This window comes from Butyrivibrio sp. XBB1001 (assembly GCF_000424505.1).
GTDB lineage: Bacteria > Bacillota > Clostridia > Lachnospirales > Lachnospiraceae > Butyrivibrio.
In genome coordinates, this window is the sequence record NZ_AUKA01000007.1 from 168,278 (window position 1) to 190,220 (window position 21,943).

Below are 21,943 nucleotides of genomic sequence, written 5' to 3' on the forward strand. Positions count from 1 at the left end.
CAAAAAGCAGGAGCTATCAATGTTTTCATATAACGATTATAGAGAAATAATAAAAGCAGTTAAGGACACAGGCCTTAATGCTACTTATGAGGAAGCACTTGAAAGAGATTCTTTCATCATAATGCGCCATGATGTGGAATATTCAGTAGAAAGAGCATACGCCCTTTCCAAGGTTGAAGAGAGTATGGATTTCAGGTCTACATTCTTTTTCCAGTGGACCAATAATTCCTATAACATTCTCTCCAGAAAAAATAGAGACATCCTCACAGACATGCATGAGAGAGGACAGAACATCGGCCTTCATTTCGCTCTTAATGGCATGACAGATATGCAGCTTGTAAGAGAGAGAATCAAGCAGGAAATTGATATGCTCAGCAATATGCTGGGATTTAAGATAAATTCTTTTTCAATTCACAGGCCATCACCAGATGTTCTTGCGGAGAATATCAAGATTCCAGGAATTATAAATGCTTATCAGGACGAGTTTTTCTCTTTTGATCCAAAGGCTACGCCTGAATCCAAGCTTGAAGTTAAGTATATGTCTGATGCTAACCACATTTGGAGATATGGCTATCCTGATGCAGAGTCCATGGCAGGACACAAGAAGATTCAGATCCTGACACATCCTTTTGCCTGGACCAAGGCAGGATATGACAATCTTGAAAATTACAAGACTCTTGTAAATGAGAAATATGTAGAACTTATAGATTCCATTGACAATGAGTGCAAAGATTTTGGGCCACTTCGCGACAATTTTGACAAGATCCCTTTTGATGAGTATGGTCTGTAAAAGACTTTGGAGCTAAATGCCTGATGTGCGGAATATGCGGCTATATATCTAAAAAAAGAATAATGGAAGATGAACTCAGGATCATGAATGATACGATGTATCATCGCGGTCCTAATGATAGTGGGATTGCTATCTATGAAGGAACAGATGGCTATAGCATCGGTTTTGCCCATAGACGACTTTCGATTCTTGATCTGTCACCGCTAGGACATCAGCCTATGCACTCAGCAAACGGCAGGGTCTCAATTGTATTTAATGGCGAAATTTATAATTTCCTTGAACTCAAGGAAGAACTAAAAGAATATCCCTATAAATCTACCTGTGATACAGAGGTCATCCTGGCGGCCTACATGAAATGGGGCATTGGAATGGTTGATCACATTCATGGCATGTTTGCTATTGCCCTATATGACAGGGAAACTCAGGATGTTTTCCTTATAAGAGACAGGATTGGCAAAAAACCTTTATTTTATTGGGTAGATGATGGTAATATCGTTTTTGGCTCTGAGCTTAAGCCTATTATGAAGTGTCCTGGCTTTAAGAGTGAGATCAGAACGCAACTGCTTCCAAGATATCTTTATAATCAGTACATTGCTGCTCCGGATACTATTTTTAAGGATGTCTACAAACTTGAACCTGGTAGCATTTTAAGATTTAGAAACGGCAATATCAGTAAATGGAAATACTGGGATATCAAGGAAGTCTACAAGAAAGAAAGTCAGAATCAGATAATCAGCTATGAGGAGGCCAAGGAAGGGCTCAAACAGCGCCTTAGAAATTCTGTGGCTGGTAGAATGATAGCGGATGTTCCAATAGGAACCTTTCTTTCCGGCGGATATGACTCATCTCTTGTTACAGCTATTGCTCAGGAAATGTCTGATAAGCCTGTTAAAACTTTCTGTATTGGTTTTGATGTGCCCAAGTACAATGAAGCTGAGTATGCCAAGGAGGTTGCGAAATACCTGGGATGTGAACATACAGAGTTGTACTGTACAGAAAAAGAGATGTTTGATCTGGTCAAGAGTATCCCTCAGTATTATGATGAACCTTTTGCAGATAAATCTCAGATTCCGTCAATGCTGGTCAGTAAGCTTGCTAAAAAGGATGTTACGGTTGCTCTTTCAGGAGATGGAGGAGATGAGTTCTTTTGCGGATATAATGTTTATGAATATGTCAGAAAGGCTCAGCTACTAGATGTTCCAGGTGCTATGGTAAGTACCCTGGGAAAGATTCCGATTCCAGGTGGAAGGCTCATTGACAGAATGCCTTTTGGAGTAAGAGTGGTTGCAGGAAACAGAAATCCTGAGACCAAGACACAGCTCATATCTGAGGCATATGTCAAGGCTTCACATGCTTTTATCACAGGGCAAGAGAGTCTGGACAGGCCAATGACAGCAGAGCAGTATCTTTCGACTGACTATAATATGAAGGACAATATGGCACCTGTCCTATATCCGATGGAGACCTTGTATCAGGTGGATAATTTCCAAACAAGGCGAATGCTTCTAGATATGGAGACCTATCTTCCAGAGGACATTTTGGTTAAGATGGACAGAGCATCCATGAAGTATTCCTTAGAAAACCGGTGCCCGATCATGGATACAGCTGTGATGGAGTATTCCTTCAGAATTCCTCACAGATTTAAGTATTATAAAGGTGATAAAAAGCATATCCTGAAAGATATTGCTTATGACTATATACCAAAAGAGCTGCTTGAAAGGCCCAAGACCGGATTTGGTGTTCCTATGGACCAATGGCTCAGAGGCCCCTTAAAGGAACAGCTTCTTGACTATAGCAGTACTTCTTTTTTAAAGAAGCAGGGGATATTTGATCCGGAATATGTATCAAGATTTATCAACAACTATGTTGTTACAGGAGATGCAGGTGACACAACCGGTGCTAATTTCAGCAAGATTGCCTGGTCTTTCTACATATTCCAGCAATGGTACAATTATTACATTGGTTAAAACCGTGTTGTGTAATGATATTAGATAATTATATTTAAGGAGATTTTTAAAATGACAAGAGAAGAAGTTTTTGAGAGATTAAATGAGATTTTCAGAGATGTTTTTGATGATGAGAGCATCACTGTAGAAGAAGAGACAACAGCTGATGATATTGAGGATTGGGATTCACTTGAGCATATCAATCTTGTAAATGCCATTGAGGATGAGTTTGATATTAAGTTTGATATGGGACAGATTGTAACCATGAAAAACGTAGGCGAGATGGTAGATATCATTCTTGAAAAGCTTGATTGAGGTTTTTAGTGAACGAGTATAGATTTGAGGAAATAATATCCAAAGAAGAAGATAAAAAAGAATACACAAAGGCTGAGTTTAGTACCACAGTCACAGCTGAGATGATGCAGAAATTCTATGAGATTTCAGGAGATGACAATCCTCTTCACATGGATGAGGCTTTTGCAAAAGAGCAGGGATTTGATTCAAGAGTTGTCTATGGAATGCTTACAGCATCATTCTACTCAAGGCTTGCAGGAGTATACCTGCCTGGAAAGTTCTGCCTTTTGCATTCGGTGGAATCGTCCTTTAAAAATCCTGTATTTATAGGAGACACTCTTACGGTGGCAGGATATGTCAAGGAAAAGCATGAGGCAACAAGAACTATCGATATTGTAGCAACAATTACAAATCAGGACGGCAAAAAGGTCAGCAAGGCTAAAATTCTAGCGGGGTTCCTTAAATGAAAAGTGGTAAGACTTTTTTGATATTAGGTGCTTCCTCAGACTTGGGAGTAGCACTACTTAAGAGATTAAATGAAGAGTATACAGACAGCTCTTTTGTTCTGCATTACCATTCAAGTGATGAGGCTCTTAAGAAGATAGAATTCAAAAACAATAATAAGGGCATTACACTGAAGGCTGATTTTTCTGATGAAAAAGAGGTTCAGGCTTTTATTTCTGCTATAGAGGAGAGGGAACTTATTCCAACTCATGTCGTGCATCTTCCTGCATCCAAGCTTGTATATACAAGGCTCAAAGATTTTGACAGATATAGAATTGACAGAAATGTCAGGATTCAGGTGTATTCTTTTGTTGAGATCATGAAGGCCTTTCTCCCTGCCATGGTAAAGAGGAAAGATCATAACAAAGTAGTTGTAGCTCTTTCAAGCGTTGTTACAGGACAACCTCAGAAATCAATGCTGGAGTATACTGCAGTAAAATCAATGCTGCTTGGAGTTGTAAGGCAGCTTGCAGCAGATAATGCTGGCAAGAAGATAAACATAAATGCTATTTCCCCATCCATGATAGAGACCAAGCTCCTTAGTGAGATAGACCCTAAGATTGTGGCTCTTGCAGCGGAGGGTAGCAATGAAAAGAGAAATGCCACAGTAGATGACATAGTACCTGGAATCTGCTTCCTGCTATCTGATGACAGTAATTATCTAAGCGGAGTAAATCTTAATCTGAGTAACGGAAATGTAATATTATAATAATACTTTTGAGGAAAAGAAAATGTCTGATAAGGAAAAGACATTAAAACCCCATATAGCAATGTATATAGGTTCTCTTAATAAAGGGGGAGCCGAGCGAGTCATGGCTAATCTCGCCGTGTATTTTTTTGAACAGGGATACAGGGTGACGCTTGTGACTACGTATCTTGCAAGGGATGAATATGAGGTCAAGCATGCTGCCTGGAAAGCGGTTCCTGCAGGTGCTGACGGAGCCGTACTTGTCTCTGATATGGAGGAAAAACCAGTATGGGTTGATCCAAGCGGTGGAGAGAAGGATGGAATCCAAAGAGTCTTTTCTGCTCTTTTAAAGGATGAGCAGGAGGGACGAATCAAGAACTTCACAAAGAGAAAAGAAAAGCTAAGAAAAATCTGGAGGCAGTTAAAGCCAGATCTGGTTCTTAGCTTTCTTGGTAAAAACAACATCATGGCTCTTTCTACTGCCACAAGAGAGGGTATCAAGGTGGTGGTATCTGTAAGGGCAGATCCTGAAATGGAATATAATACCAAGGCTCTCAAGGCGGGAATGCTTGCTACCTTTGGCAAGGCAGCAGGAGTGGTTGTACAGTCAACCGGGGCAAGGAATTATTTTCCTTTATTTATAAGAAGAAAATGCACTATCTTACCCAATGCTTTAAATCCTGCATTTATCAGAAAAAGATATGTTGGAGACCGTGAGAAGTCAGTTGTTATGGTGGGACGCCTTGATGAAAACAAGGATCAGGCCCTTGTCATGAGGTGCTTTGCTGAAATAACCAAAGATAAATTCAAGGACTACAAGCTACTTCTATACGGGGATGGGCCAGACAGGCAGAAACTTCAGAGACTATCTATCAGTCTTGGACTTGAGGAAAAATGTGAGTTTGCAGGAAGTGTCAAGCACGTAGCTGAGCACATAGAAAAGGCAAGTCTGTTTATTCTGGCTTCAAGGCAGGAGGGAATGCCCAATGCCCTTATAGAAGCAATGTCACTGGGACTTCCATGTATTTCAACCGACTGTCCCTGCGGCGGACCAAGAGATTTGATTATTAATAATGAAAATGGTATCCTTGTGCCTGTTTCAGATGAAAAAAGCATGAAGGAAGCGATGATAAAGATTTTGTCTGACCATGAATTTGCTGAGAAAATTGGCACTTCTGCCACGAAGGTTCAGGATTTCTATAAACCAGAGATTACAAACCTTAAGTGGAAAAGATATCTCGACAAGATTATTTTTGAATAAATACTGATAAGGAATTGCAAAACATGAAGGAACTTGAATACCCTTTTGATGGCAATTACATAATGAAAAAAAAGAGGTCCATAAAGAAGGAACTTCTTGCGGATGGAAGTAGCCGTATTAAGAAGAAGATAGCCGTTCTTGGAGGCTCTACCACGTCTGATATTGTTAAGGTCATGGAGCTCTTTTTGCTCAACTATGGAATAGAACCTGTTTTCTATGAGTCTGAGTATGGCCAGTACTGGCAGGATGCAATGTTTCCCGGAGAGGAATTATCTTCCTTTAATCCTGATATTATCTACATCCATACCAGTAACCGCAATATAAAGGATTATCCAGGCATGGGAGATACAGTAGCTCAGGTAGATGAGCTTGTGGATAACACGTACAGACATTTTGAGGCCATGTGGAATAAGCTTCATGAACTGTATCACTGTCCTATTATCCAGAATAATTTTGAGGCTCCTTTTTACAGGCTTCTTGGCAATAGAGATGTTTACGATATCCATGGAAGGCTGTCTTTTATAAACAGGCTTAATGACAGGTTTTATGAGTTTGCAAGAAATAATACCCTTGGAGAAGGCAGCTTTTTTATCAGCGATATAAACTATATCTCCAGCTGCTATGGCCTTGATAGCTGGTCAGATCCCCAGGCCTGGCATATGTACAAATATGCATGCTGTATTCCTGCCATTCCAACCTGGAGCTTTAACGTAGCTAATATCATAAAGTCGATTTATGGCAAGAATAAAAAGGGCCTTGTTCTTGATCTGGACAACACTCTTTGGGGCGGAATTGTCGGAGATGACGGAGTTGACGGCATTGAGATAGGCCAGGAGACAAATCTTGGCCAGGTTTATGCTGAATTTCAGGACTATATTAAGAGCCACAAGGATCTTGGAATAGTTCTGGCTGTAGATTCCAAGAATGAAGAAGAAAATGCAATAGCAGGCCTTGAGCATCCTGATGCGCCTTTAAAGCCAGATGATTTTGTTGCAATAAAGGCTAACTGGGAACCTAAGAGCGAGAATATGAAGAAGATAGCTTCAGAGTTATCTCTTTTGCCTGAGTCTTTAGTATTTGTTGATGATAATCCTGCTGAGCGTGAGATTGTAAGAGGACAGATTCCTGGCGTTTGTGCTCCTGAGCTAGACGCGCCTGAGCATTACATCAGACTCATAGATCACAGCGCCTTCTTTGAGGCTACATCTATTTCAGAAGATGATATGAAGAGAAATGAGATGTATATGGCCAACAAAAAGAGAGCTGCCCTGGAAGAGAGTTTTGCTGACTACAGCGATTACTTGAGGTCTCTTGAGATGGAGGCTGTCATAAAGCCCTTTGAAAAGATGTACATGCCTCGAATTGCTCAGCTTACCAATAAGAGCAATCAGTTCAACCTTACTACCAGGAGATATTCCCAGAGTGACATTGAAGAGGCAGCAGGTGATAAGCGCAATATCACTCTTTATGGAAGACTTAAAGATAAATTTGGTGACAATGGAATAGTAGCTTTAACAGCGGGTCATGTGGATGGAGATGAGCTCCATATCGATCTGTGGCTCATGAGTTGTCGTGTGCTTAAGCGTGATATGGAGTTTGCCATGATGGATAGTCTGGTAAAGACAGCTCTTTTGCGCAAAGTTAAGACTATTTACGGATACTATTATCCAACTGCCAAGAACAAGATGGTCAGGGATTTTTATCTGCTTCAGGGATTTGAAAAGATATCTGAAGATGAAGAAGGAAATGCAACTTTCAGACTTGATATTTCTGGTGGCTATGAGAACCAGAATCATGTCATTACAGTTGTAGAGGAATAAAAAGTATGTGCGGAATCGCAGGATTATTGCAGTTTAAAAAGGATGCCAGAAGTAATATCCAGAAGATGAATGAAAGAATGATTCACAGGGGACCAGATGACGATGGCATCTATATAAGTGAAGACGGTAAAGTGGCGCTTGGACACAGGCGCCTTTCAATCGTAGACCTTTCTAAAAATGGCGCTCAGCCCTTTATATCACAAAGTGGAAAGAGTGTAATGGTCTACAATGGAGAAATCTACAACCACAAGGAAATAAGGGATAAGCTCCTTGAAGATAAGGCAGTTACTGGGTTTAAGAGTACTTCTGATACGGAAACTCTGATTGAAGCTATTGAGTTTTATGGTATCAGTAAGGCTCTTACTATGTGCAAGGGAATGTTTGGTATTGCATTCTATGATATCCAGAATAATACTGTGACTTTGGCCAGGGACAGAGTTGGCGAAAAGCCTTTGTACTATGGCACAGTAGGAGGCTCTTTTGCCTTTGCATCTGATCTGGGGTGCCTTAGGGTAATTGACGGATTTGATAACGAGATAAATACAAAGGTTTTAAACATATATTTTACAGAGGGGTATATTCCTGCTCCTTATTCAATCTATCAGGATATCTACAAGTTAGAGCCTGGAACCTTTATGACTGTCGACGTGGATACGCTTAAGACCGAAGTTCATACCTATTGGTCTATGAAGGAAGCTGCCAAAAAGGGCCAGAGCAATCTCTTTACAGGAACAAGGCAGGAAGCTGCCCAGGAACTTGAGAGACTTTTAAAGAATTCAATAAAGGGCCAGATGGTGGCTGATGTTCCGGTTGGAGCTTTTCTTTCTGCTGGAATAGATTCAAGTACTACGGTTGCTCTTATGCAGTCGTTGGAGCCAGGCAAGGTCAAGACCTTCACTATTGGTATGGAAGACCCGAAATATAACGAAGCTGTTTATGCCAAAGAAATTGCGCAGCACCTTGGGACTGAGCACACAGAGCTCTATATAACAGAGGCTGATGCCAAGGCAGTGATCCCAAAGCTTTCGAGTATGTTTGCTGAGCCTTTTGCTGATTCCTCACAGATTCCTACATATCTTGTGAGTAAGATGACAAGGGAGCATGTGACAGTTTCTCTTTCTGGAGATGGCGGAGATGAGTTGTTCTGCGGCTATAATTCATATGCTTCCATAGACAGGATCTGGGGCAAGATGAAAAATGTGCCTTATTTTATCAGAAAACCTGCTAGCAGCCTGATCCTTAACAGCCCTCTTTCCAAAAAAGAAATTCTTAGAGTAAAGGGCACACTTTTAGGGGCTAAGGGGCCAGTGTCCCTTCACAGGACAGAACATGAGACTGACCCTATCATACGTAGGATTGCGCTGGAGGAGAGTACTCTGCCTTATAAGCTTACAGAGCTTCCTGAGCATTTCCTTGGAGAAACAAATCATGAGTGTATGCTTGCGGACATGGTTCTGTATCATCCTGATGACATTCTGGTAAAGGTTGACAGGACAGCGATGGCGGTTTCTCTTGAGACAAGAGTCCCTATGCTGGACAGAGATGTAGTGGAATTTGCATGGAGCCTTCCGATAGAGTATCTTAGAGAAGGCAAAATTGGTAAAATGGTCTTGAGGGATGTATTATACAAGTATATTCCAAGGGAGATGATGGAAAGACCCAAGAAGGGATTTTCTATTCCGATAGACAAATGGCTTCTTGAGCCCGAGCTTCGCTCTTGGGCGGAAGGCCTTATAGATAAAGATAAACTGCGCAGGCAGGGTATCCTTGACCCTGATGTTGTAGAGCAAATATGGAAGGATTACACAGATCGCGGTATCTACAGGATACAGATCTGGTATATTCTCATGTTCCAGCAGTGGTATGAGGAAGAATATAGATGGCAATAACATCTTTTAAATTTTTGTGCTTTTATGCACTAATACTAATACTATATTATTTAGTACCTGTATTTACCAAGAAAAGAGGACAGTGGCTGGTTCTTTTACTGGCCAGTGTACTCTTTTATGTAGTATCAGGAGAACCAGTTCTTATAGCCTATCCCATTGGGGCGGCCTTTACTACATGGATTCTTTTAAAAATCCTGGTTCGACTTGATAAAAAAGCTATAGTAAAAAGGCGACTTGTTCTTATAGCTGAACTTGTAGTACTTCTTGGAATTCTCATAGGTCTTAAATATGTAAAGTTCATTACAGGTGGAGGAGCACATGTTCCACTTGGTCTTTCTTTTTATACCTTTATCATTCTTGGATATTTTATTGAAGTGTACAATGGCATAGCTGTACCTGTTTCAGGTTTTTTAAAGACTGTTCTTATCGGAATGTATTTTCCAATCCTTATTTCAGGCCCGATTTACAAGGAAAGAGAGTCTGGCAATCAGTTTTTTGAGTATCATCCACTGGATTACAAGAATATTACTTATGGAATGATCCGCATGCTCTGGGGCTTTTTCAAGGAGCTTGTTATCTCTGAGAGACTGGCGGTTGTAGTTAATACTATTTTTGGAAATGATACTCAGTATCAGGGAGCATATATCTGGGTTGGAGCTGTGTGCTTTGCTTTCCAGTTATACACTAACTTTTCGGGTTGCATGGACATAGTAATTGGCCTTTCTGAGACCTTTGGAATTGTGCTTCCTGAGAACTTTAAGACTCCGTTTTTTGCAAAAAACATCAGCGAATACTGGAGAAGATGGCATATTACTCTGGGAAGCTGGATGAAGGATAATGTCTTTTTCCCACTTCTTAGAACAAAGCTTTTTACTAATATTGGCAAATTCCTAAAAAAGAAGATTGGGAAAAAGAAAGGAAAGCAGCTCACTACCTATATTGCCATGTTTATTTTGTGGTTTTCTGTAGGTATGTGGCATGGCGGAGAAGTCAAGTACATCATAGGATCAGGCCTTTTGCACTGGGCCTATATAGTTACTGGAGAAATAACACTTCCGTTTTTTACCTGGCTTTTTGCCACAAAGATGCACATAAACCTTGAGGGCAGATTTGCAAATGGCTTTAGAGTGGTCAGGACATTTTTCCTGGTGTGCGTAAGCTTTGTGTTCTTTAGATCAGATAATGTGCCTCATGCTCTTAGGATGCTTGGGGAAGGAATAAGTGTATTTAATCCCTGGGTTCTTTTTAATGGCAGTATGTTAGAACTTGGTCTTGATATCTATGGCTGGCTTGTAGTATTTATTTCCCTTGCGATACTTATTACAGTCTCAATTCTTCAGTACAGGATTGAAGAGGTTTCTGCAGGGAAAATTGAAGATTCAAGACTTACAGGTATTACCTGTGTCAGAGATATTATTGCAAAAAGAAATATCGTTATCAGATGGATCGTTATCCTGGGACTTTTGTTCTTTGTGATCTTAATTGCGGAATATGGCCCTGGATACAGCGCTGCTGAGTTTATTTATAAGGATTTTTGATTATTATGACTAGGAAACAAGTGTTAAAAGCAGTCATTTTCATATGTCTGGTATCATGGCTTTTGGTCCATGTGACCTATGCGATCAGGACTAATGGTCATGTGAAGGATAGATTTGTGGGCTTTTATGCGGAAAAAGATAATTCGATAGATGCTGTTCTTATAGGCTCGTCTCCAGTATATCCATGTTTTTCCACACCTATGATCTATGGAGATATGGGAATTACGATGTATCCTTTATCTTCCAACATGCAAAGACCTGTTGCTGCCAAGTATCTTGTGGAGGAAGCCTTAAAGACTCAGAGCCCTGACCTTTTTATCTTTGAGATGAGGATGTGGACTGCAAGAGATGAGGATCTTCTTGGAAATATGGCTCACACAAGGGAAGTTACAGACAATCTCAAGTATTCATTAAACAGGATAAGGGCAATAAATGCCATGGTGGCAGAGGATGGAGACAGACTGTCCTATTACTTTGATATTTTTAAGTATCATTCAAACTGGAAGACATTGGTTATTTGGAGCCAGCTTAGGACCTGGTTTTATGAGTATCCGGAAGAGTATAAAGGCTTTGTGCCTGAAAACGAGGTAGGACCTGTTGAACTGACAGATGCCTACAAGGACACAGGGATCATGCCAATTCCAAGCGAGCAGGAGAGCTACCTTTTAGATCTTTTGTCTTATCTTAAGGCCAAGAATATAAATGCTCTCTTTGTGATTACTCCGTATGATGTTTCTGTAGAGGAACAGCAAAAGACAAATTATATGGCCAATATTATCAGAAACAGCGGATATGATTTTCTTGATATGAATCAGTATCGCGATGAGATGGGGTTTGATGGCCAGACCGATTTCAATGACTATGGAACTCACACAAATGTGCTCGGAGCCAAAAAGGTAACAGAATTTTTTGAAAAATACCTTGAGGAAAACTATAGAAATATACTTACCAGCGACCACAGAGGCGATGCATCCTACAAGTCATGGGATAAGGCCTATGACAAGTGGCTTAGCGCATACGAAGAAGGCCAGGCAACCATTACCTATAACCTTGAAAATGGCATATTTTACCAGCTTGATGAAGATGACGGATGAAGTGGCTTGTGTACTAGTGTACGCAGTTACAATGAATATGCTATAATGCTGATAGGATTGCCAGCGTATTGCACGCAGTACAGTTTCTATGGAGGGGACATGATAATAATTCAATTAAAGGGCGGAATGGGCAATCAAATGTTCCAGTACGCTTTATACAGGCAGCTCAAAAAGCTTGGTAGAGACGTCAAGATCGATGATGAATCAGGCTTTGTGGGTGATGCTCTTAGAATCCCTGTTTTGCAGAGATTCGGAATAGAATATGATAGGGCTACCAAGGATGAAGTAATTAAACTCACTGACTCCAAGATGGATATCTTTAGCAGGATCAGGAGAAAGCTTACTGGTAGGAAGACTTTCAGGATAGATGAGAAATCCGGCATTTTTGATCCAAGGATTCTGGAGGTTGAGGACGCCTACCTTGTTGGATACTGGCAGAGTGACAAGTATTTCAGTGACGAAGCGGTAGAGAGAGAACTCAAGGACGCATTTGAAAAGCGCCCTCAGGATATAATGCAGGATAGCGTCAGCTGGACCATTCTGCAGCAGATAGAGTGCTGTGAATCTGTAAGTCTTCATATCAGGAGAACAGATTATATAGATGCCGAGCACAATCATATTCACAATATCTGCACTGAGAAATACTATAAATCAGCCATAGATAAGGTCAGAAAGCAGCACCCTAGCGCAGTATTCTTTATCTTTACTGATGACAAGGAATGGTGCAGACAGCATTTTAGAGGCCCTAATTTTATAGTGGTTGATCTTAATGAAGAAGGAAATACAGATGTTGCAGAGATGACTCTTATGAGCAAATGCAAGCATCATATCATGGCAAACAGTTCATTTAGCTGGTGGGCAGCATGGCTCAATGATAATCCAGCCAAGATGGTCATTGCTCCTTCCAAGTGGATCAATAACAGGAATATGGATGATATCTACACATCCAGGATGACTAAGGTTGCGACCTAAATGATAGCATGGCGGGACCGAAGTGGAGCCATACGTATATCATTCAGAAATTTAGAATAAGAAAGCACAAGATAGGAAACAGGAAATGAGCAACAACACTGATACTAAGAAGGTATCTCTTCTTGGTAAGATAGGTTATATTTTTGACAAAAAGCAAAAGGGACAGCTGGTAATACTGGCTGTCCTTATACTGATTGGTGGTTTATTTGAGACATTGGGTGTATCTATGATGCTGGCAGTTGTTTCAGTTATTATTAACCCAACGGCTCTTGATGAGGCTATAGCCAAGCATGACTGGTTATACCGGATAATAGATTTTCTGGGGCTTCACGAATATGAGAAGATGGCTATTACACTTTTAGTCAGTCTGATTCTTATTTTCGTGGTCAAAAATATCTACCTGCTGTTTCTTGTTTATAGGCAGAACACATTTATCAGTAAGGCACGTAATAACATGATCAGTCGTGTTATGAGAGAATTCCTAAATAGACCTTACGAGGACTATTTAGGAGCTGATATTCCAACAGTTTTTAGAATTACAGACAGTGATATCCCAAGAGTATTTACTCTTATGCTGGCACTGCTTCAGTTATGTACAGAGCTTGTGGTTTCAGTTTGCCTTGGTGCGCTTCTTTTGGCCGTAAACTGGCAGATGACTCTTTTAATGGTGGTTGTCCTGATATGTCTTACTATTTTTAATACAAAGCTCCTTAAACCAAAGCTTAATTCGATTGGTCAGAGGAATCAGGAGATACAGTCCAGAATAGCAAAGTGGAGAATTGAGGCTATCTATGGACTTAAGGATGTTAAGGTTCTTAACAGGCAGGATTTCTTTATCAGAAATTACTATGAGAGTGGCAGTATTGGTGCTGATATAGCAAGAAACTATGCGGTACTTAATTCTACTCCAAGATCGCTTATAGAAACTGTATTTATAGCAGTGGTTCTTTTGTTCATTCTGGTTTATATCGTTAATGGCGGGGATCCAACACTGCTTGTTCCTCAGCTTACAGCCTTTGGTGTGGCAGCTATGAGGATCATGCCTTCAGCAAACAGAATAAATACCTATATTGCTGAAATAGCTTATAACCAGTACAGCCTTGATTACGTTTACGATAACCTTACCGAGTCTATGAAGACGGATAAGGCAATGAGAGCAGAGAGAGCGGCTATTGCAGGCCCTGAGCTCAAACTTCAAAAAGAGATAGAGCTTAGGAACATCACCTTTGCTTATCCTGATGGAGATACAAACATCTTTACCGGAGCCAACATGGTAGTACCTAAGGGTAAATCTGTTGGTATCATGGGGCCTTCTGGAGCAGGTAAATCAACTATAGTGGATATTCTCCTGGGACTTCTTCATGTTAAGTCTGGAGAGATTCTGTGCGATGGAGCCAATATCTTTAGTAATTATGATTCATGGCTTGCGCAGATTGGATATATTCCACAGTCAATCTATCTTGTGGATGAGTCTATAAGAGATAACATTGCATTTGGTATCGATGCTGACAAGATAGATGATGACAGAATCTGGGAAGTAATGAAGGAAGCACAGCTTGCAGACTTTGTTAAGAGCCTTCCTGAGGGACTTGACACTAAGATTGGCGACAGAGGTGTGAGACTTTCCGGAGGTCAGAGACAGCGTATAGGAATAGCGAGAGCTCTTTATCACAACCCTGAGATATTGGTATTTGATGAGGCTACAAGTGCTCTTGACAACGAGACAGAGGCTGCAGTAATGGAAGCTATCAATAGTTTCCATGGCAAGAAGACAATGGTCATCATAGCCCATAGACTGAATACTATTGCAAACTGCGACATTATCTATGAGGTTAATAACGAGACAATTACCAGAACAACTCTTGAGGGCAAAACGGTTTATACAGCGAATTGATAGGACTTAACTATGAAAAAGACAGATACTTTTTTCCTTATTCACAACTATAATACGGTTCCTGAGAATCTTCTTGAGTATTGTCAGGACTATCTGATAATAGATGCATCTGATGATGAGAAGGTCATCAAGGAACTCGAAGACAAAAACTATAAGCATATTCATGTGGAAAATACTGGTCACAACCTGACCAGCTATTTTCATTTTTTCATAGATAATTATGATAATCTTCCTGAGTGGATAGCTCTTTTAAAGGGTAATATCATTGGAAGGCATGTTACTGAGGACTTCTTCAACAGAACTTATGACAATAAGTGGTTTACCTATTTGTATCAGGATCCAACAACCTGGGAGAGATATAAAAAGGGAGGAGACCCTGATTCTATAGCTTCTCTTGTATCAGAAGAAGGCTTTATAGAGCTCAATTCCTCATGGTATATGAAGCAGAGCCATTCCTACAGATATTTCTATGACATGGATGACTTTATGAAGTTTGTCTACAAGAATCCTGTGATCCCCAGGTATTGCACATTTGCTCCTGGCGGTTGCTACATTATCCACAAGTCACAGATTCTCAAGAATTCCAAGACATTTTACAAGAATCTGAATACACTTATGGAATATAGAAAGGAATATGATTTCCCGGCGGAGGCATTTCTTGTAGAGAGAGTATTGCCTTGGATTTTTACTTCCAGGTATGAGGTAAATCCCTGGATGGAAGATGAGGGCGAGTTTGCCAGAATGCTCTCAAAGTGTGAAGAGAAGGTAAATGCCTACAGACAGTGGAATAGCCTCTCACACAAGAGGATCAGAATGATGTTTGGAGCCAAGGCTCCGGATTTTTGGGAAGGCCTGGTTTAAAAAATATGATAGGAACTGAACTTATAAAGGGATATGGCCTTGGCAATCAGTTGTTTTTTTATATAACTGTAAGGTGTCTTGCCAGAGAGAAAAATACGGAATTTGGCTTCGTGAATCCTGAGCAGATAGGAAATGTTTTTCATTCCAATAAGGGAATGTACTTTATGGATATAGACATGGGCAAAGAAATATCCAGACAGGACATGGAAAACTATAACATCTATCATGAGCAGGATGACAGACTGTACATGGGCAATTCTGTACATGATATGACACATGGCTGCTATATAAGCGGCCCTGATCAGGGACTTATGGATGTGCCTGATAATACGATTGTCTATGGAAATATGCAGTCTGAGCGGTACTTTGAGAAATATAGAGATGAGATCAGACAGTGGCTCCATGTAAAAGAGGAAGCTGAAAGCTATGAGTATACAGCAGATGATCTTTGTATCATAAATCTAAGAGGTGGTGAATACACAAGCTGCCCTGAGCTATACCTTGATAGAAAATATTACTTAAATGCAATTAAGAACATGAAAAAGATAAATCCTGCCATGCGATTTATGGTGGTGACAGAAGATGAAGTTGCGGCAAGAAAGGTCCTTCCTGAATTTGAGATCCACCACTTTGACATGGGTAAGGACTATGTGACCATTAAAAATGCCAGATACCTTATCCTGTCTAATTCTTCATTTGCAATGGTGCCTGTAATGTGCAGCACAGAGCTTAAGTACGCTATAGCTCCAAAGTATTGGGCAAGACATAATATCTCTGATGGCTTCTGGTCTTCTGAGCAGAACATTTATAGCTTTTTGACTTATCAGGATAAAAAAGGAAGACTCTTTTCTGCAGACGAGTGCCAAAGAGAACTTGATGAGTACAAAAAAACTTCAAGGCTCTATGCAAGGAGAAACATAAGACCTGGAAAAGTGGTAACTTTTTTCCAGAATATTAGAAGAAGGCTTATCTACGGATGGTTTTTCTCAAAAAAAATCTTAAGAAGCTTTGAGCGCAGAACTGGTATCATCAAAACATATCAGGGATAAAGGTTTTAAATTAGATAACAGGCAGAGTTATCTGCCTATGGTAGAGACATGAGTGACAAAATAAAACTTCCAAATGTGACACTGGTTGCAATGACCAGTGTTGATATATATGAGACTGTTCAGGCTATGAAGTACAGTATGAGAGGCATCGAATTTGGAGATGCGGTACTTATTACTGACCACAAGCCCTTTTATCTGCCCAAGAGTATCAGATACAGTCACACAGATAAACTTGATAATATAGATAAATTCAACTACAAGATGACCTATGAACTTCATGAGCACATAAAGACAGACTTTGCGCTTATAGTTCATGCAGATGGATTTGTTATACACCCAGAGAAGTGGGACGATGAGTTCTTAAAATATGACTACATTGGGTCTCCCTGGCCACTTCCCAAGAATGACTATGCCTACAGAGATTCAAAAGGCAATATCTGTAGAGTTGGAAATTCAGTATCCATCAGGTCAAAGAGACTTATGGAATTTCCCCAAAAGAATAATGTGAAGTGGGAAAGGGTTGATGATGGATTTTATAATGAGGACATATTTATCTGTTGCCATTGTAAAAATGCCATGGAGGATGTTGGAATTAAATGGGCACCGTTTGAACTTGCCTGCAGATTTGGTAAGGAACATCCCTTACCTGAAAATAAGGGACTTGAGACTTTTATTTTCCATAAATGGTGGGGTGAAAACGAGGATAATCCAAGATTTTACAGCCCATACAAGAAGTTTAAAATGGCGGTAAGGCCGCTTCTTTTCTGGCGAAGAAGCAAGAAGTGGAAAGAGGAGCATAAGGTTACATGACTTTTTCAATTATTGTTCCGGTTTATAATGGGGAAAAGTTCATAGAGACAAGTGTGGATTCTGCATTAGGTCAGGATTATCCTGGAGAATATGAAATTATTCTTTTAGAAAATGGCTCAACGGACAATACTTCAGTAATATGCGACGAATATGCCAGGGAAAATAGCAGAATAAGGACAATACATAGAGGTAAGATAGGCCTGTACATGGCAAGGCAGGAGGGAATCAGGGCTTCTAAAGGAGATTACATTGTAGCACTAGATGCTGATGATTACTTAAGACCTGAAGCTTTGTCGGTTTTAGACAAATATATAAGGCGATTACAAGACAAGGGCTATGATCCCGATTTGATTTTTTATAATGCTGCAGGTATGGACAACAAGGGAGTCCCACTTGGTAAATTTCCATTTGAGTCTGACAGGACCTACAGTGATGAGGAAAAAAAGGCATTTAAGGATTTGGTATGTGCTGGAGACAGTTTAAATGCTATGTGGATTAAATGCATAAAAAGAACTATTGCTGATGTAGGAATAGACAAGACCGGCTTGAATTATGGCGAGGATTTGTTTCAGACTGCAGTTTATGTAGATAAAGCTCGGGAAATAGCTTATCTAAATGAGATTTTGTATTATTACAGAGACAATTCTGAAAGTCTGACCTCTACTTACAATAAGGCTTTTATGGATAATCAGGAATTTGTCTGGAAAAACATAGATAGAATTGCTGATAAATGGGGAGATTCTTCCTACAAAACCCAGATTGATCTTAGAAAATCTCTTACGTGTGCTATTGCTGTTGCCAAGATAATATATTCAGATATGACCATGAAAGAAAAAAAAGAAAAACTGTGTTCTTTTATGGAATCTGATTTTTATCACACCTATGCAAGGAGAAAGCTTCCAGCCTGGGCACCGGAAGAGGATGTCTTTGTACACGGACTGATGATGGAAGAAGAGGCAGAAGGCGCATTATTGCACAATGCCTGGAAATATGATTTGAAAAAGTGTGTTAAAAAACTTTTGAAGATGGGATAGTAGGTAATGACATGGTAATTGACTGCGTACCTTTTTTTAATGAAATAGATATATTAAAATTGCGACTAGGTATCCTGGATCCATATGTTGATAAGTTTATTATAGAAGAGGCTAATATGACTTTTTCAGGTGAAGCTAAAGAGCTTTGCTTTGAAAAAAACAAGGAATTTTTTAAGGACTATCTTCATAAAATAACGTATGTTGTTGTGGAAGACACGCCAAAGGTTGCTAAGTCACATGAGAGAGACTACTTTCAGAAAAACCATCTGGTGGAGGGACTTAAAAAGATAGGAGCTACTGAAGATGATGTAATAATCTTTGGAGATGTGGACGAAATCCCTAACCCGGTAGTTTTAGAAAAAATAATAAAAGAGTTTGATAAGACTAAGGTTTATCACCTGGCTCAGCGTAATTTCTACGCATTTCTCAATATGGAGGAAAAGTCAGGAAAGCTCCTGTCAATAACTGGAGAATTTCCTGAAATAGCCCAGGAAGATAGAAAGTGGCTCGGAACCAAGATTACTTCTATGATAAATATTCCAGTGGAAGGAATTGTCAGGTTAAGAGATCTTGTGAAGCCAGAAGATCCAAGGTCAGTCAGGGTTTCTGACGGAGGATGGCATTTTGGATACATGGGCGGACATAACGCCAAGAATCCTGTGGACAGGATTGGAACTAAGGTAAAGGCTGCGGCCCATCAGGAATACAATGATAGAGAAATCCTTGCTGAGACCATGGACAGACTAGTTCTTGGGCAGGATATTTTTGGAAGAGATGCCAGATTTGAAAGAGTTGAGGTAGATGATAGTTTCCCTGACTATTTAAGAGAACATATATCAGACTATGACTTTCTGGTAATGCCTAGGATAACACTTCTTTCAAAGGCGTATCACAAGTTTGACATCACGGTAGGCCGTTTTTGCAGGAAAGCCTATCACAAAATACTTAGAATGATCAGGAATAAATAAGAGATTACTTATGAATCTGCTAACTGAAGAAAACAGGAAAAGAATAGGAAACAGGCTCTTTTATGTAGCTCTTTTGATAGAGCTGATCCTTATGATAGCTGAAAAAAGTGAATATTATTTTGACTTTGAAAGTTATGTGTTCAGAGTTACTTTTGCTCTGACAGTACTGGCTGTTGTGATCAAAAGACATGATAAGAAGCAGTGGCTTATGATTGGGGCAGTGTGGGTATTTACCTTTATCTGTTACAGAATAACCGGGAGAAATGAGCTTCTAAGATTTTCAACTTTTGTAATGGCAGCTCAGAATATAAATCTTGGTAAGACCATGAAGGCTACCTTCTGGATCAATCTTATAGGATTTGCTGCTATAGCTCTTTTGGCAGTGACAGGAATAATGGGCGATGTCTACAAGGTAATGGACTATGGCCGTGGCAATGAAAATGAGCTTAGGTATGTATTTGGTTTTGGACATCCCAATACCCTTTGGGGATGTGTTTATGCACTAATGCTGCTGTGGCTGTGGGTATATGGCAGCAAGGCAAGGCTCTGGATGTGGGGAGTACTGCTGGCTCTGTTACTACTTGTTGGGAAGCTTACTGCATCAAGGACAGCGCTTGCGATAGGTCTTTTTACATTTGTTCTGGGATTGATCGTAAGATATGCTACAGGTATTGGAAGGAAAAAGATAATCTACATCCTGACAAGTCTGGTTACTCCTGTTTTTTGTGTGGCTTTTTCAACCTGGGCTTCCAGTGTGGGCTATATTCCGCGATATGAATTTGGTCATCCCTGGTATACTGTTGTAACCTGGATTGATGAGAATCTGAATAACAGACTTCAGAACATTTACAGAGATACGGCTAAACACGCAGGCTCGCTGCAGACCTGGAAGTTGTTCTCAGACAAGGAGAGCTTTGAATATTTTGACATGGGTTGGGTAAGGCTCTTTTACTGGTATGGAATTATTCCAGCTGCTTTAATAGCACTTCTTGTTATAGCCTTTATCTATCTGTGTTACAGGCAGAGGGATGCCTGGACACTTATATTGATACTGTCCTTATCAATCTACACAGTTATTGAAGCGACCTTTGTTTCAGTATATATTGGAAGAAATATGCTCTTGCCTGTTTTAGGCGTATATATAGGTTATTATTTAGAGAGGATGAGGAATGACTCAAAAAGCTAGGAAAAATCTCTTTTTTGCGCTGGTGTTTATCGCCTTTATGGCAGTACTGGTGTATGAATACCTGACACCATATCTGTCAGACGATGTTATATATTATGATGATGTCAAAACAGCAAGTAGCTTTTGGGGCATCTTCGCTCAGGAATTTGCGCAGTACTTTTCACATACAGGGAGAAGTGTGGCCCATATTATACTTAGGATTTTCTTATATGTAGGCTCAAAGCTACTGTTTGATTTCGTTGCAGCAGCTGTATTTGTTACAGTTTCACTACTAATTTACCTGAATGTTTATAACAGAAATGAGTATGATGTAAGACTTTATGGATTTATCCTGGCTCTTTTGTGGTTTTTTGATACAGCAATAAGCCACACGGTTTTCTGGATGGACGGCGCCTGCAATTATATGTTTACAGGAGCTATCATGCTGGGCTTTATGACACTTTTCAGGTTTGGAATCACTGGGAAAAGAAAGTTCGGCTCTTTGGCAGCTGGTCTGATGCTCTTTTATGGTGTTCTGGCTGGATGGTGCAATGAGAATACTTCAGGAGGAGTGCTTTTATTTCTCCTTATCGAGTTGGGATACCATTTTATTAAGAACGGCAGAAAGTGGACCTTTGTAAGGCCTTGGATGATTACTAGTCTTATCGGAAATATAATAGGTCTTGCATTTCTTGTTATGGCGCCTGGTAATTATGGAAGACTGGCAGCGGCTGGCGAGGAACATACAGGGCTTCTTGCACTTGCTGCAAGGTTTCTTAGGATCACCAACACGATCAGAGAAAACTATTTTGTGCTACTGTGTGCTGGCATAGTTTCTGTGATTATTATCTCTTATGCTGTAGGAAAGGGCGCTAAGCTCTGGGAAAAGGTAAGACCTGTCATATTGTTTATCTTTTTGTTTTTTGCTACAGCCTATGCTCTCATTATGGTTCCTTTTTCAGAACCAAGATCCTATTATGGAGCATTTCTCTTCCTGGTAATGGCTGTTTCCAATGGATTCGAGGAGATAGTTCTTTTAAAAGAGAAGCTTGTTGAAATCGTTGCAACTGCAATTGTTGTAGTTGCTGGTATTCTGTTTGTGTTTAATTATTTTGAGGACGGAGCAAATCTTGCCCGTATCAGAAGAGAGTTTCGTGAAAGAGATGAATACTGCCTTGCAGTTGAAGATAAAGAGAGCGCAGTGACAGTGCCTATGTTAAGGCCTGACTGGGAGACCAGGTTCTCTGCAGCTTATGAAATGGATATACAGGAAGAGCCTACATATTGGATCAATTATTTTTATTCTATTCATTACGGTATTGGTCCTATGTACGGAGTTTCCAGAGAAGAATGGACAGAGTATTAA

At 40.0% G+C, this 21,943-nt stretch carries 19 protein-coding genes; all 19 read left to right on the plus strand.

Translation table 11 applies throughout. The features are described from left to right. The first annotated feature begins 19 nt into the window (after positions 1–19). The 19 genes from G631_RS0108375 to G631_RS0108465 all read left to right on the plus strand — a co-directional run bounded on the left by G631_RS0108375 (position 20) and on the right by G631_RS0108465 (position 21,943). Complete coding sequence (locus tag G631_RS0108375) at positions 20–790, plus strand: hypothetical protein (protein ID WP_026489072.1); 771 nt, start codon at positions 20–22, stop codon at positions 788–790. A 23-nt stretch (positions 791–813) separates the two neighbouring features. Beyond that, entirely contained in the window at positions 814–2,757 is a 1,944-nt protein-coding gene (asnB, locus tag G631_RS0108380) for an asparagine synthase (glutamine-hydrolyzing) (protein WP_026489073.1), read from the plus strand. A gap of 51 nt (positions 2,758–2,808) precedes the next feature. Continuing rightward, entirely contained in the window at positions 2,809–3,051 is a 243-nt protein-coding gene (locus G631_RS0108385; protein ID WP_026489074.1) for an acyl carrier protein, read from the plus strand. An 8-nt stretch (positions 3,052–3,059) separates the two neighbouring features. Then, positions 3,060–3,497, plus strand: a complete 438-nt coding sequence (locus G631_RS0108390; RefSeq protein WP_242829082.1) for a MaoC family dehydratase — start codon at positions 3,060–3,062, stop codon at positions 3,495–3,497. Next, positions 3,494–4,243 (plus strand): SDR family NAD(P)-dependent oxidoreductase, encoded by a 750-nt coding sequence (locus tag G631_RS0108395; RefSeq protein ID WP_026489076.1) that lies wholly within the window; start codon positions 3,494–3,496, stop codon positions 4,241–4,243. The genes G631_RS0108390 and G631_RS0108395 overlap by 4 nt, the downstream gene beginning before the upstream one ends. A 22-nt stretch (positions 4,244–4,265) precedes the next feature. Continuing rightward, on the plus strand, positions 4,266–5,483 hold the full coding sequence (locus G631_RS0108400; protein WP_026489077.1) for a glycosyltransferase: 1,218 nt from the start codon (positions 4,266–4,268) through the stop codon (positions 5,481–5,483). 23 nt (positions 5,484–5,506) lie between these two features. Next, positions 5,507–7,303 carry an HAD-IIIC family phosphatase gene (locus G631_RS0108405; protein WP_026489078.1) on the plus strand — a complete coding sequence of 599 codons (1,797 nt, stop codon included), beginning with the start codon at positions 5,507–5,509 and terminating at the stop codon, positions 7,301–7,303. A 5-nt stretch (positions 7,304–7,308) separates the two neighbouring features. After that, positions 7,309–9,192 carry an asparagine synthase (glutamine-hydrolyzing) gene (gene asnB, locus G631_RS0108410; RefSeq protein ID WP_026489079.1) on the plus strand — a complete coding sequence of 628 codons (1,884 nt, stop codon included), beginning with the start codon at positions 7,309–7,311 and terminating at the stop codon, positions 9,190–9,192. Next, positions 9,183–10,730 (plus strand): MBOAT family O-acyltransferase, encoded by a 1,548-nt coding sequence (locus tag G631_RS0108415; protein ID WP_026489080.1) that lies wholly within the window; start codon positions 9,183–9,185, stop codon positions 10,728–10,730. Before asnB (G631_RS0108410) ends, G631_RS0108415 begins: the two co-directional genes overlap by 10 nt. 5 nt (positions 10,731–10,735) lie before the next feature. Next, on the plus strand, positions 10,736–11,824 hold the full coding sequence (locus G631_RS18565; RefSeq protein ID WP_155833898.1) for an SGNH/GDSL hydrolase family protein: 1,089 nt from the start codon (positions 10,736–10,738) through the stop codon (positions 11,822–11,824). A gap of 99 nt (positions 11,825–11,923) precedes the next feature. Further along, positions 11,924–12,796 carry an alpha-1,2-fucosyltransferase gene (locus G631_RS0108425; RefSeq protein WP_026489081.1) on the plus strand — a complete coding sequence of 291 codons (873 nt, stop codon included), beginning with the start codon at positions 11,924–11,926 and terminating at the stop codon, positions 12,794–12,796. Between the two features lie 85 nt (positions 12,797–12,881). Beyond that, a complete protein-coding gene (locus tag G631_RS0108430; RefSeq protein WP_026489082.1) occupies positions 12,882–14,690 on the plus strand; it encodes an ABC transporter ATP-binding protein in 1,809 nt (602 codons plus the stop codon). 12 nt (positions 14,691–14,702) lie between these two features. Then, positions 14,703–15,551, plus strand: a complete 849-nt coding sequence (locus G631_RS18570) for a DUF3431 domain-containing protein (protein WP_051197041.1) — start codon at positions 14,703–14,705, stop codon at positions 15,549–15,551. Positions 15,552–15,556: 5 nt separating this feature from the next. Next, a complete protein-coding gene (locus tag G631_RS0108440; RefSeq protein ID WP_026489083.1) occupies positions 15,557–16,600 on the plus strand; it encodes a glycosyl transferase in 1,044 nt (347 codons plus the stop codon). 48 nt (positions 16,601–16,648) lie between these two features. Next, positions 16,649–17,410 carry a DUF5672 family protein gene (locus G631_RS18575; protein ID WP_242829083.1) on the plus strand — a complete coding sequence of 254 codons (762 nt, stop codon included), beginning with the start codon at positions 16,649–16,651 and terminating at the stop codon, positions 17,408–17,410. Beyond that, complete coding sequence (locus tag G631_RS0108450) at positions 17,407–18,444, plus strand: glycosyltransferase family 2 protein (protein ID WP_026489084.1); 1,038 nt, start codon at positions 17,407–17,409, stop codon at positions 18,442–18,444. The genes G631_RS18575 and G631_RS0108450 overlap by 4 nt, the downstream gene beginning before the upstream one ends. Before the next feature lie 11 nt (positions 18,445–18,455). Further along, the gene (locus G631_RS0108455) at positions 18,456–19,412 is read left to right on the plus strand and encodes a glycosyl transferase GT17 family protein (protein ID WP_026489085.1); all 957 of its coding nucleotides are present in this window, start codon (positions 18,456–18,458) and stop codon (positions 19,410–19,412) included. Positions 19,413–19,422: 10 nt separating this feature from the next. Then, the gene (locus G631_RS0108460) at positions 19,423–20,598 is read left to right on the plus strand and encodes a hypothetical protein (RefSeq protein ID WP_026489086.1); all 1,176 of its coding nucleotides are present in this window, start codon (positions 19,423–19,425) and stop codon (positions 20,596–20,598) included. Then, a complete protein-coding gene (locus G631_RS0108465; RefSeq protein ID WP_026489087.1) occupies positions 20,582–21,943 on the plus strand; it encodes a DUF3329 domain-containing protein in 1,362 nt (453 codons plus the stop codon). The genes G631_RS0108460 and G631_RS0108465 overlap by 17 nt, the downstream gene beginning before the upstream one ends.

Coding starts and splice junctions, on each gene's coding strand:
- G631_RS0108375 (WP_026489072.1), top strand. CDS start 20: ATGTTTTCATATAACGATTATAGAGAAATAATAAAAGCAGTTAAGGAC.
- asnB (WP_026489073.1), top strand. CDS start 814: ATGTGCGGAATATGCGGCTATATATCTAAAAAAAGAATAATGGAAGAT.
- G631_RS0108385 (WP_026489074.1), top strand. CDS start 2,809: ATGACAAGAGAAGAAGTTTTTGAGAGATTAAATGAGATTTTCAGAGAT.
- G631_RS0108395 (WP_026489076.1), top strand. CDS start 3,494: ATGAAAAGTGGTAAGACTTTTTTGATATTAGGTGCTTCCTCAGACTTG.
- G631_RS0108400 (WP_026489077.1), top strand. CDS start 4,266: ATGTCTGATAAGGAAAAGACATTAAAACCCCATATAGCAATGTATATA.
- G631_RS0108405 (WP_026489078.1), top strand. CDS start 5,507: ATGAAGGAACTTGAATACCCTTTTGATGGCAATTACATAATGAAAAAA.
- asnB (WP_026489079.1), top strand. CDS start 7,309: ATGTGCGGAATCGCAGGATTATTGCAGTTTAAAAAGGATGCCAGAAGT.
- G631_RS0108415 (WP_026489080.1), top strand. CDS start 9,183: ATGGCAATAACATCTTTTAAATTTTTGTGCTTTTATGCACTAATACTA.
- G631_RS18565 (WP_155833898.1), top strand. CDS start 10,736: ATGACTAGGAAACAAGTGTTAAAAGCAGTCATTTTCATATGTCTGGTA.
- G631_RS0108425 (WP_026489081.1), top strand. CDS start 11,924: ATGATAATAATTCAATTAAAGGGCGGAATGGGCAATCAAATGTTCCAG.
- G631_RS0108430 (WP_026489082.1), top strand. CDS start 12,882: ATGAGCAACAACACTGATACTAAGAAGGTATCTCTTCTTGGTAAGATA.
- G631_RS18570 (WP_051197041.1), top strand. CDS start 14,703: ATGAAAAAGACAGATACTTTTTTCCTTATTCACAACTATAATACGGTT.
- G631_RS0108440 (WP_026489083.1), top strand. CDS start 15,557: ATGATAGGAACTGAACTTATAAAGGGATATGGCCTTGGCAATCAGTTG.
- G631_RS18575 (WP_242829083.1), top strand. CDS start 16,649: ATGAGTGACAAAATAAAACTTCCAAATGTGACACTGGTTGCAATGACC.
- G631_RS0108450 (WP_026489084.1), top strand. CDS start 17,407: ATGACTTTTTCAATTATTGTTCCGGTTTATAATGGGGAAAAGTTCATA.
- G631_RS0108455 (WP_026489085.1), top strand. CDS start 18,456: ATGGTAATTGACTGCGTACCTTTTTTTAATGAAATAGATATATTAAAA.
- G631_RS0108460 (WP_026489086.1), top strand. CDS start 19,423: ATGAATCTGCTAACTGAAGAAAACAGGAAAAGAATAGGAAACAGGCTC.
- G631_RS0108465 (WP_026489087.1), top strand. CDS start 20,582: ATGACTCAAAAAGCTAGGAAAAATCTCTTTTTTGCGCTGGTGTTTATC.